Annotated in this window: 17 protein-coding genes and 1 pseudogene; 9 read left to right on the forward strand and 9 right to left on the reverse strand. The window is 53.0% G+C overall.

What is annotated here, in order from left to right; genetic code table 11:
* Nucleotides 1-71: 71 nt before the first annotated feature.
* Complete coding sequence (locus AC1D2Q_RS11675) at nt 72-1,109, reverse strand: GlxA family transcriptional regulator (protein ID WP_427544470.1); 1,038 nt, start codon at nt 1,107-1,109, stop codon at nt 72-74.
* 462 nt (nt 1,110-1,571) lie between these two features.
* On the opposite strand from AC1D2Q_RS11675, the gene AC1D2Q_RS11680 reads away from it, so the two are divergent.
* The 5 genes from AC1D2Q_RS11680 (at nt 1,572) to AC1D2Q_RS11700 (ending at nt 6,847) form a co-directional block, all read left to right on the forward strand.
* The gene (locus tag AC1D2Q_RS11680; RefSeq protein WP_008071431.1) at nt 1,572-2,111 is read left to right on the forward strand and encodes a hypothetical protein; all 540 of its coding nucleotides are present in this window, start codon (nt 1,572-1,574) and stop codon (nt 2,109-2,111) included.
* Between the two features lie 96 nt (nt 2,112-2,207).
* A complete protein-coding gene (locus AC1D2Q_RS11685; protein ID WP_008071430.1) occupies nt 2,208-2,918 on the forward strand; it encodes an SDR family oxidoreductase in 711 nt (236 codons plus the stop codon).
* Nucleotides 2,919-4,298: 1,380 nt separating this feature from the next.
* Nucleotides 4,299-5,600 (forward strand): MFS transporter, encoded by a 1,302-nt coding sequence (locus AC1D2Q_RS11690; RefSeq protein WP_008071429.1) that lies wholly within the window; start codon nt 4,299-4,301, stop codon nt 5,598-5,600.
* A gap of 156 nt (nt 5,601-5,756) precedes the next feature.
* Nucleotides 5,757-6,359 carry an SCO family protein gene (locus AC1D2Q_RS11695; RefSeq protein ID WP_063321038.1) on the forward strand — a complete coding sequence of 201 codons (603 nt, stop codon included), beginning with the start codon at nt 5,757-5,759 and terminating at the stop codon, nt 6,357-6,359.
* A complete protein-coding gene (locus AC1D2Q_RS11700; RefSeq protein WP_063321037.1) occupies nt 6,359-6,847 on the forward strand; it encodes a copper chaperone PCu(A)C in 489 nt (162 codons plus the stop codon). The genes AC1D2Q_RS11695 and AC1D2Q_RS11700 overlap by 1 nt, the downstream gene beginning before the upstream one ends.
* A 250-nt stretch (nt 6,848-7,097) precedes the next feature.
* Here AC1D2Q_RS11700 and AC1D2Q_RS11705 read toward each other — a convergent pair whose 3' ends face one another.
* From AC1D2Q_RS11705 to AC1D2Q_RS11720, 4 genes are all read right to left on the reverse strand, one after another.
* Complete coding sequence (locus tag AC1D2Q_RS11705; protein ID WP_477813269.1) at nt 7,098-7,859, reverse strand: NADPH-dependent F420 reductase; 762 nt, start codon at nt 7,857-7,859, stop codon at nt 7,098-7,100.
* A gap of 107 nt (nt 7,860-7,966) precedes the next feature.
* A complete protein-coding gene (locus AC1D2Q_RS11710; RefSeq protein WP_477813270.1) occupies nt 7,967-8,683 on the reverse strand; it encodes a nitroreductase in 717 nt (238 codons plus the stop codon).
* Nucleotides 8,684-8,714: 31 nt separating this feature from the next.
* Nucleotides 8,715-9,146 carry a MarR family winged helix-turn-helix transcriptional regulator gene (locus tag AC1D2Q_RS11715; protein WP_063321034.1) on the reverse strand — a complete coding sequence of 144 codons (432 nt, stop codon included), beginning with the start codon at nt 9,144-9,146 and terminating at the stop codon, nt 8,715-8,717.
* 397 nt (nt 9,147-9,543) lie between these two features.
* Nucleotides 9,544-10,302 (reverse strand): SDR family oxidoreductase, encoded by a 759-nt coding sequence (locus tag AC1D2Q_RS11720; protein WP_427544455.1) that lies wholly within the window; start codon nt 10,300-10,302, stop codon nt 9,544-9,546.
* A 99-nt stretch (nt 10,303-10,401) separates the two neighbouring features.
* Between AC1D2Q_RS11720 and AC1D2Q_RS11725 the strand changes: the two genes are divergently transcribed.
* Nucleotides 10,402-10,989: a TetR/AcrR family transcriptional regulator gene (locus AC1D2Q_RS11725; protein ID WP_063321031.1), complete on the forward strand. Its 588-nt coding sequence runs from the start codon at nt 10,402-10,404 to the stop codon at nt 10,987-10,989.
* 231 nt (nt 10,990-11,220) lie between these two features.
* On the opposite strand, the pseudogene AC1D2Q_RS11730 reads toward AC1D2Q_RS11725, so the two are convergent.
* Nucleotides 11,221-11,355 (reverse strand): annotated as a pseudogene (locus AC1D2Q_RS11730) (arsenical resistance protein ArsH); the annotation flags it as partial.
* Between the two features lie 316 nt (nt 11,356-11,671).
* On the opposite strand from AC1D2Q_RS11730, the gene AC1D2Q_RS11735 reads away from it, so the two are divergent.
* Complete coding sequence (locus AC1D2Q_RS11735; RefSeq protein ID WP_063321030.1) at nt 11,672-12,361, forward strand: haloacid dehalogenase type II; 690 nt, start codon at nt 11,672-11,674, stop codon at nt 12,359-12,361.
* A gap of 78 nt (nt 12,362-12,439) precedes the next feature.
* Here AC1D2Q_RS11735 and AC1D2Q_RS11740 read toward each other — a convergent pair whose 3' ends face one another.
* On the reverse strand, nt 12,440-12,901 hold the full coding sequence (locus tag AC1D2Q_RS11740; protein ID WP_063321029.1) for a MarR family winged helix-turn-helix transcriptional regulator: 462 nt from the start codon (nt 12,899-12,901) through the stop codon (nt 12,440-12,442).
* A 51-nt stretch (nt 12,902-12,952) separates the two neighbouring features.
* Nucleotides 12,953-13,834 (reverse strand): NmrA family NAD(P)-binding protein, encoded by an 882-nt coding sequence (locus AC1D2Q_RS11745; RefSeq protein WP_063321028.1) that lies wholly within the window; start codon nt 13,832-13,834, stop codon nt 12,953-12,955.
* A 544-nt stretch (nt 13,835-14,378) separates the two neighbouring features.
* Between AC1D2Q_RS11745 and AC1D2Q_RS11750 the strand changes: the two genes are divergently transcribed.
* A complete protein-coding gene (locus AC1D2Q_RS11750) occupies nt 14,379-15,182 on the forward strand; it encodes an HD domain-containing protein (protein WP_427544446.1) in 804 nt (267 codons plus the stop codon).
* Nucleotides 15,183-15,693: 511 nt separating this feature from the next.
* On the opposite strand, the gene AC1D2Q_RS11755 is transcribed toward AC1D2Q_RS11750, so the two are convergent.
* A complete protein-coding gene (locus AC1D2Q_RS11755; protein WP_193861952.1) occupies nt 15,694-16,287 on the reverse strand; it encodes a carbonic anhydrase in 594 nt (197 codons plus the stop codon).
* A gap of 138 nt (nt 16,288-16,425) precedes the next feature.
* Between AC1D2Q_RS11755 and AC1D2Q_RS11760 the strand changes: the two genes are divergently transcribed.
* A complete protein-coding gene (locus tag AC1D2Q_RS11760; RefSeq protein ID WP_477813271.1) occupies nt 16,426-17,043 on the forward strand; it encodes a TetR/AcrR family transcriptional regulator in 618 nt (205 codons plus the stop codon).
* Nucleotides 17,044-17,080 lie beyond the last annotated feature (37 nt).

Raw genomic sequence — 17,080 nt, forward strand, 5'->3', positions numbered from 1 at the left:
CTCCAGCCTGCTCGGTTCATGCCTCAGAAGGTAGGTTTGGGGGTATTGCTTGTCGGAGCTGGAGGCCGATATCAACCGGACTCCGTCGGCTCGGTGCCTTTGCCGAAATGGTGGGAATATTCCATTGGGCTCAAGCCGAAGCGGCGCGTAAATACCCTCCTGAGCACGTCGACGCTGTGGTAACCGTTCCGGCGACTGATGTCGTGCATCGATTTCTCGCCAAGCGCAAGCGAACGGCAGACAGCCTCCAGCCGGACGTTTTCGACGTATTTTGCAGGTGTGGTCTGCAATTCTCGCTGAAACATTCGTATCAACGTTCTGACGCTGGTTGAAACTCTGGCTGCCATTATCTCGACTGTGAGATCCATATGCAGATGCTCACTGATCCAGAGGCATAATTCGCTCAGACTTGAATTGTGCGCATGCTGTGACTGAAGCGCGAAGCTAAACTGCGCCTGTCCGCCCGGACGATGCAAGTACAGAACCAAATTCTTCGCTATCTCCATGGCGAAGTCGTTTCCAAGATCTTCACTTACCAGCGATAGCGCGAGATCGATTCCGGACGATATGCCAGCCGACGTGTAGACATTGCCGTCTTTCACCCAAATGGGAGACGGATCGACCTGTACCTTGGGATAGCGCTCGGCCAAGCGTCGTGCCACGCTCCAATGAGTCGTCGCCCTGCGGCCGTCCAGAAGACCCGCGGCAGCCAGCGCGAACGCCCCAACACATATAGAGCACACGCGTCGCACAGTCTTCGAGCGCGCTCGAAGCCACTCTATGGCTTCCTGGTCGATCTGTTCGAACGACCTGGAACCCATTGTCACGAGCAAGGTGTCAATGGGTTTGTTCGCACGCCGCTCTTGCTCGAGTGTGCTATGCCCTCTGAGTGCAATACCTGTTTCGCTCTCGAGGTGCACATCAGCGGCAGAGCTAACTAGTTCGAGCAAGTAAGGGGCAAGTCCACCGCGGTCCAGTTGATTCGCCCACGCGAATACTTCCGCTGGGCCGATCACGTCGAGCGCGTCCACCGGTGGCAAACCCAATATGACAATCCGCTTATGCCTCATGTTCGCAGGCGGAGCAGCTGGTTTCGTCAATTTTTTCATTGGAAGTGGCCCCGTGCGTCCGGGCTTAGAGTGAACATTTGTGGCAGAAATAGTCTTGGATCTGTCACTTGTGCTCCGTCCGAACAGCATAGACTGAAATTCGCTGCCCCTCGCATTCCTCGGCGAGCCTGCCATTCGTGAGCTCGTAGATAGACGCGGAGAACGGAAATGTTTAGCACTGGACACCTGTCACCGCTCGAAAATCCTGAGGCGGTCGCAACGGCTATTCGCCAATTTATGCAACATCTGAGGACATAGCTCTAAGGAGATGCCCGAAGGGCTGTTCGCCCTATGACCGTCGCTTGTGGGCCAAGTGGACAGGCCGGTTGCTGCAGAGGCTTGTGGCGTGGGTGGGAGCCAAGCGCACTATAACGAACCTTACCCAATCGGGGTAAGACGGAACGAGCGAACCGAGCATTCGCTTTGCAGTGTCAGTGCTAACTATTTGTTTAGGAGGTAAAGATGCGCTTCTTTCCGAAGGTAGTTGCTGCGCACAAGATTGATCCCGATAAGCGAGCGAGTGCAGTTGATTTCGTCAACCGAGTCAATTGGCTGTTCGAGACATGGGATCTCGAGGAAATGATCAGTTCATTTACTGCTGATGCGAAGGTCATTCATTTCAAGGGTGAAGTAAGCGGCGAATCCAACATCCGCCATTTTCTCACTGAGATCTATCCTTATCTGGTTCCAGGAATCAGTCGTTGCGGCTCAGGTCACATTGTTGATGAAGAAGAAAATGGACTCATCGCAGTCCGATATCACAACCTTCTTGTGCGCTACGCCGTACCGGAAGACGCTCCGAAAATGAGCGACGGTGAGCTGACCGAGAGCGATTATCTACCGATGATCTGGATGTATTCGCCAATGCTTGATCGACTTCGCGAGACCGAAAACGGTTGGAGGATCGCCGAGCGCTACATCGGCGGCTCAACGACGAATCGCCGACTGACGCCGCCAGATATCTCTGCCGCGGCAATACGACCTTTCCTGCCTGGTACTTAAGGAAAGCCAAGAGCGGGCTGCTCGGGCTGGCCAGCACTGGACATCCCGAGCAAGGGCCTTCGATCCTTCTATTGCACTGCCCCTGGAGTTTTGAATATGAAGATCAAGAATTCAGTCGTGTTCGTGACGGGAGCGAGTCGCGGACTCGGCCTGGCATTTTCCCGTGAGGCGCTCGCTCGCGGTGCTAAAAAGGTCTATGCAGGGATCCGCAACCCCGAAGACTTCACGGAGCCCGGCCTCGTTCCAGTCAAGCTCGACGTCACCGATCCAGAGTCCGTCATCGCGGCGGCAAGGATCGCATCCGATGTGACTCTTCTGGTGAACAATGCCGGGATTGCGGAGATCACCGAGTCGCCGTTTTCCGAAGGCGCAGATGATCAAACGCGGCGAATCTTCGAAACGAATTTTTATGGCCTTATGCGAACGACTCGTGCGTTTCAGGCTTCCCTTCCCAGCAATGGCACGGGCGGTATCATAAATGTATTGTCCGATGTCACCTGGAGAAGCGTGCCAATGCTTGCACCGTATTCAGCATCGAAGGCAGCGGCATGGAGCTATACCAACAACATCAGGGTGCATCTTAAAGAAAGAAGCATTCAGGTGGTCGGTTTGCATGTTGGCTTCGTAGATACCGACCTCACGAAGGGTTTCGACGTGCCGAAGGCGAACCCGATGGACGTAGTCCGCCAAGCCTACGATGCCCTTGAGGCGGGCGAAAGTGAGGTTCTGGCGGATGAAGGTACTCGTGCATTGAAGCAAACGCTTTCGTCCAAGGTTCCAGCGTACATCGATCCTGAAATTCTCTAGTCGAGGGACGCATGAACTGAATCTCACTCGAGACTCAGGCACTTTACGATCAAATTCAGCTCATTAAAACTTTGCACCAGATTCGCGCCACGTGCTGGTTGCACGTGCCGATAGTGAATGCTTCAGAAATGTCGTTAAGGGCCCTGTCACCTAAGAGCATCAGAGGAATGAGGTACTGGGTGATTCGGAGACTCGATGGCTCAAGCTGAGCATCGTATAAGCGAGTGATCTGCCGACTCGCCTTCCTTATTGCGGAACAATTGCACTGATCGATACCTAACGATTGGCTAACCGGCAGCACCTCTATATTGACTCTCTGCTACTGATGATTGCTTAAGCATTTGCGTACTGGTTACGCATAGACATCTCGGTATTTTTCAATGAAAGCCTGCATGGACTGCGCGGGTGCGCCGGTACCCTTCCCACTACGTCATTCACAGCCGAGCCCCCCCCTCTTAGTAGTCCTGAGCGACTTCAACCAGATGCCGTACCAAGGCTGGCGGAAACTTGGAATCCTTCGTCAGGCCCGCTGTGCAGCGGAGATTAAAAGCGTTCGAGGATCTGTAACGCTGCCGGCTGAACTGTTGGACTCCGGGTTTTCTCCTGAATAACGCATGGGTTTCGATCTTCGCAGCCCCCCCCATAGACGAATGTGTTTCTTGAGAACGAACGGTGACGCTTGGCAGAGGCACGTGAACAGCAGTGAAAGTCGGGGCCCGCGCGTGGAGTGATGATTCGGTATGCCTACAAGGCCAGAATAGATCCGCCTCAAAATTTGGCACAAATCATCCAGAAACAGTCAATTCTTACCTATGAAAAACACATAGAGTCGGTTTCGGCTAGCTCTTGCTGGTGGATGCAAGATATCCGGTATCCAGCCCCCCAGTAGCGGCAGCCCAGGAAATCAGCCGTAGAAACCGACCTGTCGGGTCGGTTCGGAAAAGATCCAAATACTCACGGAGGAGGCTTTCTGGTTGGCCAAACGCGATGTGATACATCGCTTCATATGACGATAATAATTTAAATAACAAGCTCGCCATTGACAGTGACTAGGCTGGGTAGAAGTTCAAACCGAGGTAACGCGAGCGATGCCTTTTGCGGCAAGCACTTCGCTCGGAATCACCCGGTTGCGAAAAGAAGCAGCCAGTCCCGTCCGTAGCTGTATCGGGCGCAGGCTAGGAGCCGGCAGGCCGCTAGTTCTCCTGTTGTTCAGCGATGTTGAATACCTCGGTCGAATGAAGACTGACGAGTGATTCCTTGGAGCTTGAAACGCACGGTACGCGAGGCGAGAGCCGCTAAAAAGCTGTTGAATTCATCGTTCGACAGCTCTCACTTTCTTGCAATCGTAGTGGCGATGAGTGCCACAAAAAAGGAGTACCTATGATTTCCGGATGGCTCTCGAGCGTTCTCGCCCGTCGTAACATTCACTACGGCTGGGCCATGATCGCGGTCACTTTCTTAACCGCCCTGATCAGTGCTGCATCGGTAGGTGCACCGGGTGTCTTCATTGTGCCGATGCAGATGGAGTTCGGCTGGAACACTGTGGAGATATCCTCCGCCCTTTCGATCCGTTTCGTGCTCTTCGGGCTGATGGCTCCTTTCGCCGCCGCACTGATGAACAGATACGGCTTGCGCCATGTCACCCTCACTGCATTGACGATCATTGTGGTCAGCCTATTGCTTTCGCTCGGCATGACGAAGGTCTGGCAACTGGTAGTCTTGTGGGGCGTCGCAGTCGGCATCGGCGCTGGCATGACCGCGTTGACACTCAGCGCCACTGTCGCGTCGCGTTGGTTCAGTGCTCGTCGAGGTCTCGTCGTTGGCGTTCTCACCGCCAGTACAGCGACTGGGCAGCTTATCTTTATGCCGATTCTCGCAAGCATCACCGACCAATGGGGATGGCGCTGGGCTCTCGGTTTGATGTGCGTCATGTTGGTGATTGCTGCATTGGCGGTGCTGCTGGTAATGCGTGATCGTCCGAGTGACATGGGCTTGAGGCCCTACGGAGATGTCGGAACTGATCCGATCACTGTACCTACGTCAAGCAGCGCGTCGATCATCGCCGCCTCAATCGGCGCCCTGCGCGACGCCGCAAAAACCAAGGTGTTCTGGATCCTGTTCGGAACATTCTTCATCTGTGGCGCGACAACCAACGGCCTGGTGCAAGTTCACTTGATCCCGATGTGCGGCGACTTTGGTATTTCGCAGGTGAAAGCTGCCGGCTTACTCGCTGCCATGGGTGTATTCGATCTTGTCGGTACCATCGCGTCCGGCTGGCTGTCCGATCGCTTCGACAACCGCCACCTGCTGTTTTGGTATTACAGCCTTCGTGGATTGTCATTGATCGTGCTGCCTTTCACTGACTTCTCGATCTACGGCCTTTCATTGTTCGCTGTGTTTTATGGCCTCGACTGGATCGCGACCGTTCCTCCAACCGTGCGTCTTGCGGCCTCCCGTTTTGGTGCGGAGCGCGCAGGACTTGTATTCGGGTGGATTTTTGCCGGTCATCAAATCGGTGCGGCCGCCGCCGCTTTTGGGGCCGGTTGGTCACGGGTGACACTCCTGAGCTACCTGCCTGCATTCTTCACAGGCGGTGCGCTTTGTCTGATCGCTGCGGTAGCCATCATGACGATCAGACAGCAGGAAAAGAAAATCGCAACGACAGTCCCAGCTGCGAGTTGAGCAAAACGAGATAGGTCAATTCATGCGGTTGGTGGCTCCGTTCGCGCAAACCGCTAGGGTGTCGAATTCTGATGCTTTTCGTTAAATCCTTAGCTCAGGGAGGAGCACACACACTGAAATTCGGCAGCACATTCATCTTCATATAGGCACCTGCACATGAATACGCTTTTAACTCGCCGCAACGTGATCGCAGGCATGGGTGTGCTCGGCCTGGGCATTTTTGTAAGCTTCAATAGCTTCGCTTCGACCTTTAAAAACGGCTGGGATTTGAGAGGTCAAACTCGCGGACGTTCGTTCACCTTGAACGACACGCAAGGCAATCAAAAGACACTGTCGAGCTATCAGGGCTCGGTCGCGATGATTTTTTTTGGCTTTACCCAATGCCCTGCCGTTTGCCCTATCACACTGTCCAAAGCCGCAAAAATCAAAAAACTTTTAGGTCCTGATGGCGACCGACTGAAGGTCGTCTTTATCACGTTAGATCCGGAGCGCGATACGCCAGCCGTCCTGGACGCCTATGTAAAAACTTTCGATCCAACGTTTGAGGCACTGTATGGAAGCCTCGAAGTCACGGCGGCAACAGCTGCAGAATTTGGCGTCATCTATGAAAAAGTCCCCCTCGGCGAGACCTACACCATTTCTCACACCGCAATGAGCTATGTCTATGACTCCAAGGGGACGCTGTGTCTTGGGTTGAGTCAGTCGCTCACGGAACAGGAATGCGCGGAAGATCTACTCACTGTCATTAAGGTCAGCTAATGAAATCTCAATCCTACAAAAAATCGCTCATCAAGCCTCTGGGGCAAATCGCGCTTCTTTTTTCTCTGCTGGGAATGGCCTGGCAAGCGAGCGCTCAGACCAAAATTGAAGACGCATGGATTCGGGCAACCGTGCCTGGGCAGCAATCAACCGGAGCATTCTTGAAGGTTACGTCCAGTACGGACAGTAAACTGGTTAACGTTCAATCCCCGGCTGCAAAAATGGTCCAGATTCATCGAACGACCATGCAAAACGAAGTGATGCATATGGACCCCGTTGATTCGGTCGCGTTACCTGCTGGCAAAACCGTCGTCTTTGACCCAAGCGGCTACCACGTGATGTTCATAGGGTTATCCGCCCAAGTGAAGGAAGGTGACAAAGTGCCTCTGACACTGACAGTGGAAGACGCTACCGGCAAGAAGGAGTCAGTCAAGCTGGACGTCGATGCACGAGCACTGAATGCGTCTGACAGCGACGACATGAAGTAACCCTTCCCCTTCTCACTCGACGAAATTTGATCCTGGCAGTTCGGCTACGATTGCCAGGATCTGCGGCAAAAAACTTGTCAGAAAGTAAAACCTGAACACCTTACTGCGCCAACAATGGGAGATTCGCGGTCTCATCCAGACGCTGAGTTTGGCGCCCGTTTGCACCGCACCCTTTTTATGTAAACAGCTGAGCTTACCGACGTCATCAAGTAGGTGGGAGTCTAGATATGGATCCCACCTAATCCGGTAGTCAGGTCGTCATAGCGCGATTCGTGGCAACAATCTGCTCATGTGTAAACTGACTGCCGGGTGCCATAAACTTGGCGATCAGTACGTCGCGGTTTTGAGGCGCCCGTGCCTTGTCTGCCGCTTGCAGCGCCAACTTCAGCTCCGGCAATGTCAACTCGGTACAGTAGGCAGGTGTACCAGGTTGCTGACGCCATGAGTCTTCAAGGTTGCCAGCGGCAAGCGCGATAAAGCCAGTATCCTCAACTAGATCCTGCGCGATTGCCTCAGCGGTGATATCCCTCCCAGCTACAGGTAGAGCTATACGCGTTATAGACCCGGCTGGTTGGCCTTTGTCAGCAAGGGTAGCTGCGAGGACGGCGTTCCATGCCTTAATGACCGGGCGGCCAATCTGCTCGCTTACCCAAACGCTCTCAGGCTTGCCGTCGTCAACTTCTTTAATCGCCCCGTCGCGTCCCGGGTAGTAATTGGACGTGTCGATGACAACGACTTTCTCGGGGACATGACTCAACGTCTGTTTGAGATCCGGGTATTTTGCGAAGGGGATCGAGAGGATCACAACGTCTACCTCGGACACAGCATCTTCCTTGGTCACCGCGTGTACGCCGATTTCATTGGCAAGGTTCTGAATGCTCTGAGGGTCTTTCGAGTTTGCCAGTTTAACTTCATGGCCGCACGCAGCGAGCTTACGGGCAAGGGTAGCCCCAATATTGCCGGCGCCGATAATTCCGATTTTCACTTCAATAACCTCCTTACCTACAACCAATACTTAAGTGACTGGTTGGCTGGGTGTGCGAATGAATTAAGCGTGTCGCGAAGCCCCGCGATTTGGGGTGTGCATGCATGTCGCCTGACTCAAGTAAATACGACTCTTCAAGAATGAAAGGTCACGCTGTTGGTAATCGGCACACGATCCATATGCATGCGGTTGCCTGGAGCGCTCTCATCCGGGTAGCCGAATGACATCCCAAAGAGCATTTTCATTTCTTCAGAAATGCCTAGCGCCTCTCGGATCGTAGCTGCATAGAAACCAAGCGAGGTTTGTGGAATGCCGCCTAACCCTCGGGCAGCAAGCGACAGTAGGAAGGTCTGCCCGTACATGCCAATATCGCCAGCAGTTCGAACACTGTCACCAAACACCGGCATGAATAAAAAAACCGCTTGGGGGGCATTGAAAAAGGACAAGTTCATGGCTGCCGCGCGCCGGCGCCCCTCCTTGTCTTCGCGCATAACATTCATAGCCTCGTAGTAGGCTTTGCCTTGTGCATTCTTACGATCCCCATAAATGCCGTAAAAAGCATCCATATCGAACGAAAAGTCTGGCGTGAATTCGCCAGCAGTATTTTTCGCGTGGAGAATTTGCGAAAGCTCTTTCAGTTTTTGGCCACGAACGATGTGTACATCCCAGGGTTGGGTGTTGCAGTTAGAGGGAGCGCATTGGGCATCCTTCAACATCTCCTGAATGGTCTGATCGGGCACAGGGGTGTCTAAAAATCCACGAAAAGACCGACGCGTACGGGCCGTCTTTTGAAATTGTAGGGTTTCATCCATCGCTGTATCAGCATCAAATCTAGCCATTGAAATGGTCATGATTTCCTCTTTGTGCAAATGTGAAAAATGTTCAGTCGGTTGCCGGATGACCGAGCGCATCGAGTGTTTGCCGAAGCTCATCGATACCCCGCTCATCAAGCTGGCAAGCTGACTTAATTTTGCTAGTGATTCCCCGAATGTCAGCTTCCAACATGCGGCTATTAGGCGTTAGGTCGATCATCACGCGACGCTCGTCGGCAGGATCCCGTGTGCGGCTGACGAGCTCGGCAGCCTCAAGCCTTTTCAGCAATGGCGTGATGGTTCCAGCGTCCATCGCAAGCCGGGTTCCGAGGGCCCCCACAGTAAGTGGCGAGCCGTTTAGAAGTTCCAAGATGACCAGGTACTGCGGGAAGGTTAGACCCAACGGCTCCAGATAAGGTTTGTGCAATCGCACCACCCGATTTGCCGCCGCATAGAGTGAAAAAGACAGCTGGGTACCCACCCGCTTCCGGTTCGAAGTCATTTCATAGCTCGCTATTATATAGTGCACTATATATTCTAGAAGGAGAGTTCTGCTGTCAACCGACGCCTTCTGCCCTCGACGAATGGCTCATCTGGCTAAGTAGACTATGCCTTACAGTCCCTACGATTTGAGGCGGACGTCGGGTCATGCGGTAGCGAATGACCAATCCCACTTGCCATCTGCGTCAGCCAGCGTTTCAGGCTGTAACAGAGTGCTCTGCTGGTAGCCAAACCTTCGGGCGCGAGATTGCGCACCGCATTCATCCAAGAGCTCCAATTGGGTGATCAGCTTTGCCCACCTTTCCCCAATATGAATCGGAGCAAGAAGAAACTGTGCCTCCAGGTAGGCAGAGGCAATCTGCTTGCCTGGACGCAAGGCGCGTCCTACAAGGTAATCGTCACTCTGCCGGTGGTTTGTATCCCGCAAGCATTTTCAACACCTCATCATGTGCACCGCTCGCTTCAGCGAACCGTAATGGCTTGGCGCGCTCGACTACGAGTTCGGGTGGGGTCGGAGAAATCTCGAGCAGTTCGAAAATTTCATCTAAAAACTCTTCCAAGGGCATCGCATGCTCGTCATTTTCCTGCCCAAGCAAAGTAGTACGTACCCCCGGCGGCGCAAGCTCGACAACCTCGACTGACGAGGCCTCTAGCTGCACTCGAAGACTTTGAGTGAACGAATGAACTGCCGCTTTGGTTGCACTGTAGGTCGGCGTTGCAGGCAGCGGAACGAATGCCAAAGCTGAACTGACATTCATAATCGTGGCACTGGGCTGCTTGATCAGCTGGGGAGTAAATGCATACACCATACGAATCGTGCCAAGTAAGTTCGTTGTCACGATATCTTCGGCTGTGCTCAGGTTTTCCGGATCAGTCAGATCCTCCCAATGCATGATGCCAGCGTTGTTTATGAGAACGTTCAGATTCGGGTAGCTGATCGCAAGCGCTTCGCTGTTGCCCTGGATGGATTGTGGATCGGAGACGTCCAGCAATACTGATTCAATACCCGGATGTTCCGACACGATCTTTTCGAGCAGAGCCTTGCGACGTCCCGCAATAATGACTTTATTGCCCGCCTTGTGAAGCCTAAGTGCCAGACCAAGGCCGATACCTGAGGTACCGCCAGTAACCAGAATCGTGTTGCCAGTACTGTTCATAGTAAACTCCAGAAACGTTGAGTAAGCGGACAAGTGTCCACTTGCAAACCGTACCGGACAACTGTCCGCTTAGCAATGCAGTGGAGGAAAAATTTGCTCATGACTGACAAGTTGGTGATGCGTTCTGACGCCAAGAAAAACCGGGAACGGATACTGGAGGTCGCGGTGGTAGAGCTGACTAGCGATCCTGCGGTTCCGCTGAGTACGATTGCGAAGAAGGCTGGGGTAGGACAGGGAACGTTTTATCGCCACTTCCCTACCAGAGAGAAGCTGGTATTCGAGGTCTATCAATTCGAAATGCAGCAGGTGGCCTCGTTGGCGGAAGTGCTGCTCGCGACAAAACCACCTAAGGAGGCCCTCCGAGAGTGGATGGACTGCCTCGCTGAATATGCAATGACAAAGGCAGGACTCGCTGCTGCGATACAACAAGCTGCGTCTATTTACGAGTTCCCAGGGAAGTCGGGATACGCTCCAGTCCAGGCAGCTGCCGAGTCGCTTCTGAGGGCAAATGAAAAGGCCGGAACGATTCGTAGCGGGATTACTAACGACGACTTTTTTCTAGCCATCGCTGGAATATGGCAAATGGATGTCCAGAGTGAATGGCGCTCGCGTCTCGCCAGATTGATGAACTTGGTGATGGATGGTCTGTGCACTGGTAGCCCCGAAAGCCTAAAGAAAAACGTGTAGCCTTAAAAACCGGATATCGCGTCGTACGGCTAAAGGAGTGGAAGCTCAGTGCCCTTTAGCTAAAGCCGTTTTAGCTTGATGCGGCTTAAGTAGGTGCCTACCGAGAAGGTGCGCTCTATCCAATAGGCGGCCACATTGCCAGCGACGTTGAGGTCACTCCGTCCACCTGCGTCCTAGCCCGAGGACATTCACGAATGTCTCTAGGTCGCTGTTCTTCGAGACCCATAGGCATAACTCCGCGACGCTGGGATGGGTATCAGATGCATCGTCCGAACACGGCAGCTCTGAGTGATCGAAAATTTTCGTTTCCGCACCAAACTACTCCAGCAGGCGTGGTGCCTCTTTGATGACCCGCCGGCTGAAAGAAGCAGGTGGGCTGAGCGGGGTTTGAGGTTTTCTGTCCTCGTGAAACCTTTGCTCATTTTGGCTTTAGCGTGATGACCTTTCTTGATCTCACTCAGCGATAGCCGAAATCCGTCTCACGCCCACGCAACTGAGAGCGCTTTACGCCCCCATTCAGTATCTAGGGCATAGTAGAGCAGCGACGCCAGCGAGTTTTCAGAAACAGCCCAAGGCTTTGATGCATCGATTAAGCGCTTTAACGCTACAGAGAGCGCTGCACGATAAGCAAATGCGCGAGCTCCAAACCCTGTTAACCAGTTAAGAATGTTTAGGGGCAATCATGACCACACCACGAATCTCCGCCTGCGTGTTTGATGCCTACGGGACTCTTTTCGACGTCCATTCTGCGGTCGCAAGACATGCCGATGAGTTGGGTAAGCACGCTCGCGAAATATCGATCTTATGGCGCACCAAGCAACTGGAATATTCGTGGGTTCATACCCTGATGCGGCGCCATACAGATTTCTGGACGTTAACCGAGGCAGCACTCGACTATGCCCTGGCTTTTTACAATGTGAAGAATGAGCGGCTAAAACAGACGTTACTAACAAGCTACCTGACGCTGGACGCCTACGCTGAAGTCCCAGCAGCATTGCACAGCCTTCGCGAAGCTGGCGTACGAACAGCGATCCTTTCGAATGGATCTCCCCGGATGCTGGAAAGCGCGGTTCGGTCTGCGGGTTTGGATATTTTGCTTGATGAGTGCCTTTCCATTGAGCAGGTACAAATCTACAAGCCGGATCCGGCGGCCTACGAGATTGCAGTAGCAGCACTGAATGTGTCGTCGACCAAAGAGATCGCTTTTTTCTCATCCAACGCTTGGGATGCCATTGGGGCTCATGCGTTCGGTTTCCGTGCGTTTTGGCTTAATCGATCCAAGCAGCCCGAAGAATATGGGTTGTATGAAAAGGCAACGAAGCTCGAATCGTTGAGCGGCATAGCTTCGCGTGTGACTGCACAGATCCGCTAATTGATACGAAGGCAGGACTCGGAGGAATCTGTCGGTGATTGTTGTGCACGGGTTCGCCCTGGAAGGCAGTGCAATAACTCAGTCATTCGATACAACGCGCTCGATATCACCGACCACCACAGCAGCCAGCCCCTGCCGCAACGAACTTACTTGTTCCGTGCCGTTCAATCGTTCAAATTGCCGTTGAGCCTCTTCCCATAGAGGCGCTGTTTTTTCAAACAAGTTCCGCCCCGCCTCGGTTAATTCAACGAGGCGACTCCTGGCGTCGGATGGCGAAGGACTGATCGAGATCAATCCATCGCGCTCCAGTAGGCCGGTCATTTTTCCCATCGCCGTGCGCTCGATGTCGAGCCGCTCAGCAAGGGTATTGATTGCAGCACTTCCCAATTCATTAAGCGCTGCCAAGGCAAGGTACTGAGTGATTCGAAGCCCCGAAGGCTCGAGCTGCGCATCATAGAAACGGGTGATCTGCCGGCTCGCCTTCCTTATGGCGGAACAGTTGCAATGGTCGATCCCTAGTGGTTGTTTCACCGGCAGCATCTCTACTTCCTCTTCACTACTGTTTGATTTTTTGTGCCCTGGGTATTCAGGTCACACGTACACGTCTCGGTACTTTTCCACGAAGGCCTGCACCGACAGTGCGGGCGTACCGGTAACCTTCTCGACTACGTCGTTCACACCCGCAAAGACACCCTCGCGGTAGTTCTGAGCAACCTCGACCAAGTGCTGTACCAGAGCCGCTGGAAACTTGTACTCGTGCTCCATCTTATGCTCGAACGCCTCGATTGATGTCGGTGCGTACTGGATTTCCGCGCCAAGCACTTCGCTCATGGCGGCGGCGATTTCGGTATGGTTCATTTCGACCGGGCCATGAAGGCTGTAGATCTTACCTTCGTGCCCCGCTGGGTTAGCCAGGATATGGGCAATCACCCGGCCTTGGTCGTCAGTAGCAATAGGCGCGTGACGGCCATTTTCAAAGGGGAACTCGATTTTTTTCTTGGCCCAGATTTCTTTTGCAAAGTGAGGATACGCCAGCCAGTCTGCGAAAAAAGTGGGGCGAAGATGCGTTGTCGGTACGCCTGACCAGTCGAAAACGCGCTCTGAGATCCAGTGATCCTGCGCCAGGTGACTTTTGGAATCGCGGCGCGCGGAGATCTGCGACATGTTCACGATTGCCTTTACCCCAGCCTCTTTCGCTGCCTGGGCAAAATAGGCTGCACCTTCGACGATCCCAGGTGCCAGTGGATAAAGGAAATAGGCCGCGCGAATTCCTTCCATTGCCGCACGAATAGCATCGATGTCGGTGAAATCGCCAATAGCAATTTCAACTCCGCGCTGGCGCAGAGCAGCAGCCCTTTCGTCGTCCGAACGCACGTAAGCGCGGACGCTCTTGCCCAATTTAAGCAGTTCATCGATTGCTGCTGCACCAGTTCGCCCGGTCGCACCGCTTACAAGAATATCCGCTGCGCTCATGTTCGTAATCCTCTCAATTGGTTAGAGCATATGCTCGTTGATTCACGATAAGAGCATATGCCCCTATGTGGAATTCAAGATAGGAGCGTACGCACCTATTGTCAATCAATGATCATGACCGTTCAGCGGGTCGACCAGTCTATGCACCCACGCGGCCTCCTTGCTGACCGGACGCGGGGCCTCGTACTACATGGGGTGGAAGCCTATTTAGTGGCCGATCCAATGGTTCCGCGAGCAGCATGCGACAGCGCACGAGGTCATTGATGTCAGTTAGCCGGCGAAAGCGAAGAGTGTCGATATCGACTCCGATTATGTCGATATCGCCAATGGTTACCACAAACCTCCCCCCGTATTCTCAGTCTCATGCGGGTAGCTCTAAAGCCCGCAGGTAGCTGTCGCAAGATCGGAGCGCAGACCCAGCGAGGTTCTCGGACCATTTTGCTTCGGCAGGACAGTAAAAAATCAAATCCCTACTTACAGCACTTTGCTGAATTGCAATAAGTAGTAGTCGCAACACCGTGACGAAAACGTCCAGGAGTTAAGAATGAAGATTGTGTCTAGCTCATCAAGCGCACTCGATGTTTCAGTCGGATCCGTGGAATGGGGAGAATCCACCAAAGGCATTCTCCGTGAGAGCGAACAAGTCCAGCTCATCGAAAATTTGAAGTACATATTTAGCCAAGAGAAGCTGGATGCAGAACGCCACCGACTTGGCCTTCTGAATCCAAAGTACATTTCCATCGATGACCTTTTACCGCCTGATACCAAAATGGTTAGAGAGTCTCTAGCCTATGTTCAAGACTTGTATAAGCCGACTTTGATGCGACACTGCTGGCGCACCTACTACTTCGGGTCAATGATCGCGTTGCACGATGGTATCGAATTTGACCGTGAACTAGGTTTCGCCTCGGCCATGCTTCACGACCTTGGCCTAACACCCACAGCTGACCCGCGCCCGTGTGACTGTTGCTTCGCCGTCAACGGTGGCGTGCACGCACGAGACTTCCTGTTAGGACAGGGCTTCGCGCGCGCGCATGCCGATACGGTGGCGCACGCCATTGCGGTGCACCTTAATTATCACGTTCCGGCTGAGGAACATGGTGCAGAGGCATTCTTGGTTACGCGCGGCGCTATCTGTGATGTCTTCGGCACAGGTGTGTCACGAATGTCTCAACAATCAGTAAAAGATGTGCTCGCCAAGTACTCCCGAGACGAACTCTACAGCGTGTTCAGCGCGACAGCATTTGAACACCTCGTCGGCACGCGATTTGAAGTTTCGTTTAAGGCCGTGACAAGTGGGCTGGTGGAAACAGTTCCGCACGCACTTGATTTACCTCCTTTCGTTTAATCTGCTTACAGAATGTCCAGACTGCGACTTACTTAGGTAGTAGTTCGCAGCCTGGCTTCTGCCCTTCCGAAACATCTTATAAGCCAACTGACGTTGTGGCGATCTGAATCAGTGTTAAAAATACAAACGAGTTGGACGCTTACAAGGGAAAGCTCTGTGGATACTTGTCGAGCATGCGATAAAGCGGAGCGCAGCGAGATCGTCAGCAGTAGGCTAAGGGAGAATACTGTAGCGAGTCGCCTACCAGACCTTCACGTGCGTGGTTAGCACAGGCGAGATGTCAGGGACCCAAGCGCCGGGGTTTTCATCGATCGCCTAAAACAGCTTAACAATTAAGTAAATAGTTCAACGTTGCCGTTCCACTCCGAGCGAGAGTCGGCAACGGCCGCACCGCCATTTATTCGGCGGTCGAGGGCTGTTCAATGAGAGACGTGCAGCCACCTGGGGGCTGAAGACCACATCCAACTGCACGTAAATACGGCGACCAACACTGTCAGTCGCCGCTCTGAAATCAGGCCTTGGCCTGGTCAGGAATGTCGCTCACTACCTCAGTCAGTTCCAGCGTATCGATATTGTAGAAGAAGCCGTAGATCTTCACGTGCGCTGGCACCCCTGGGTTTGCTCGAACAACTCCGACATCGTATTTGAGCGAGGTCTCGAAATCCGAAATGCAGATGCTGTCATGGTCAAACGCCGAGGAAATATCGCTGCCGTGCTCATGTTTGAACGCGTCAATGATGCCTTCGTTGGTGAAAGACGTAGCACCGCAGAATGAGTGGTGCACAACCACTACCCTTTCGATGCCGAAGAGATGGACCATCGTGGCGATCGACTGCACACCTGCGACGGCCCGACCACCAGCGACAGACACTGGGAACAAGGTCGTCGTATGTCCTACCCGGTTTCCAGCTTCGTCGAGAACGTTCTCGCCTGGGTAGACCTCACCAAAATGCTTGGCAACAACGGCCGGTATTTCCGAAGCACGTGGATCGAAGCAGTGGATGACGATGGTGTTGAGACTCACCGCCTTGGCAAAGAGCGGGCGGAACTCCGCTTCGTTGTACCAAGGCTGTGCTTTGAAAGAGAAATCATTGAAGTTGGGCATTTTGTGTCTCCAGCGCTCTTGAATATTTTGTGACTGGGCCGAGCCAGCCAGCTAAAAGTACACAGATCTGTCTACCCTTTCAAGAAAAAAGTAGACAGATCTGTGTACCCCTGCTACGGTGCAACCTGGAGGGTTTCCATGACGAATTTTGCTTCAGGTTTCAAAGACCTTCGCTTCGAGGACATTGCATCTCTCAAGCCACGGGATCGTATATTAAAGACGGCAATCATCCTCTTTAATGAACGTGGTGTGCACACCGTCGGAATTGATCGAATTATCGCTGAGAGCGGTGTATCGAAGAGAACCTTCTATAACTACTTCCCTTCGAAGGCCGACCTTATTGCCGCCTATTTGGATTTTTGGCATTGGCTTCGATTTACAAACCTTAATAAATACGCTGCGCGAGTTAGCGGCGACCCAAAAGCTGAACTGTTGGCAATTTTTGATTTCCTTGAATATTGGTTTTCTGAACAAGATTTCAGAGGCTGCGCATTTGCCCGAGGTCTGAATGACTTTAATGACGACGCATCGAAAATTTTACGCGCCAAAGTCAGCGTGCATTTCGATGAATGGGCTAACTTCATTATGGTGCGCTTATCCCTGTTCGTGGAACCTGAAAAGGCAGACATTATTCTCCCACAGTTTCTAAGCCTTATTACCGGAACAACGGTTGTTGCGCACGCCTCCGGCAACGTAAAAATCGCGCAACTAAACAAGCAAATAGCCGAAATATTATTAACTGCCAGTGCAGGTTAATTTTCAGGACTGTATCTATCCTCGGCGACTTCTTGAT

The sequence above is a fragment of the Pseudomonas sp. P1_A1 genome, from assembly GCF_056406935.1.

Bases quoted from the DNA above. Each gene is read 5' to 3' on its own strand.
- AC1D2Q_RS11675 (WP_427544470.1), bottom strand. From the start codon at position 1,109: ATGAAAAAATTGACGAAACCAGCTGCTCCGCCTGCGAACATGAGGCAT.
- AC1D2Q_RS11745 (WP_063321028.1), bottom strand. From the start codon at position 13,834: ATGAGCGCAGCGGATATTCTTGTAAGCGGTGCGACCGGGCGAACTGGT.
- AC1D2Q_RS11690 (WP_008071429.1), top strand. From the start codon at position 4,299: ATGATTTCCGGATGGCTCTCGAGCGTTCTCGCCCGTCGTAACATTCAC.
- AC1D2Q_RS11710 (WP_477813270.1), bottom strand. From the start codon at position 8,683: ATGACCATTTCAATGGCTAGATTTGATGCTGATACAGCGATGGATGAA.
- AC1D2Q_RS11750 (WP_427544446.1), top strand. From the start codon at position 14,379: ATGAAGATTGTGTCTAGCTCATCAAGCGCACTCGATGTTTCAGTCGGA.
- AC1D2Q_RS11740 (WP_063321029.1), bottom strand. From the start codon at position 12,901: ATGCTGCCGGTGAAACAACCACTAGGGATCGACCATTGCAACTGTTCC.
- AC1D2Q_RS11685 (WP_008071430.1), top strand. From the start codon at position 2,208: ATGAAGATCAAGAATTCAGTCGTGTTCGTGACGGGAGCGAGTCGCGGA.
- AC1D2Q_RS11725 (WP_063321031.1), top strand. From the start codon at position 10,402: ATGACTGACAAGTTGGTGATGCGTTCTGACGCCAAGAAAAACCGGGAA.
- AC1D2Q_RS11735 (WP_063321030.1), top strand. From the start codon at position 11,672: ATGACCACACCACGAATCTCCGCCTGCGTGTTTGATGCCTACGGGACT.
- AC1D2Q_RS11680 (WP_008071431.1), top strand. From the start codon at position 1,572: ATGCGCTTCTTTCCGAAGGTAGTTGCTGCGCACAAGATTGATCCCGAT.
- AC1D2Q_RS11720 (WP_427544455.1), bottom strand. From the start codon at position 10,302: ATGAACAGTACTGGCAACACGATTCTGGTTACTGGCGGTACCTCAGGT.
- AC1D2Q_RS11760 (WP_477813271.1), top strand. From the start codon at position 16,426: ATGACGAATTTTGCTTCAGGTTTCAAAGACCTTCGCTTCGAGGACATT.
- AC1D2Q_RS11715 (WP_063321034.1), bottom strand. From the start codon at position 9,146: ATGACTTCGAACCGGAAGCGGGTGGGTACCCAGCTGTCTTTTTCACTC.
- AC1D2Q_RS11695 (WP_063321038.1), top strand. From the start codon at position 5,757: ATGAATACGCTTTTAACTCGCCGCAACGTGATCGCAGGCATGGGTGTG.
- AC1D2Q_RS11700 (WP_063321037.1), top strand. From the start codon at position 6,359: ATGAAATCTCAATCCTACAAAAAATCGCTCATCAAGCCTCTGGGGCAA.
- AC1D2Q_RS11755 (WP_193861952.1), bottom strand. From the start codon at position 16,287: ATGCCCAACTTCAATGATTTCTCTTTCAAAGCACAGCCTTGGTACAAC.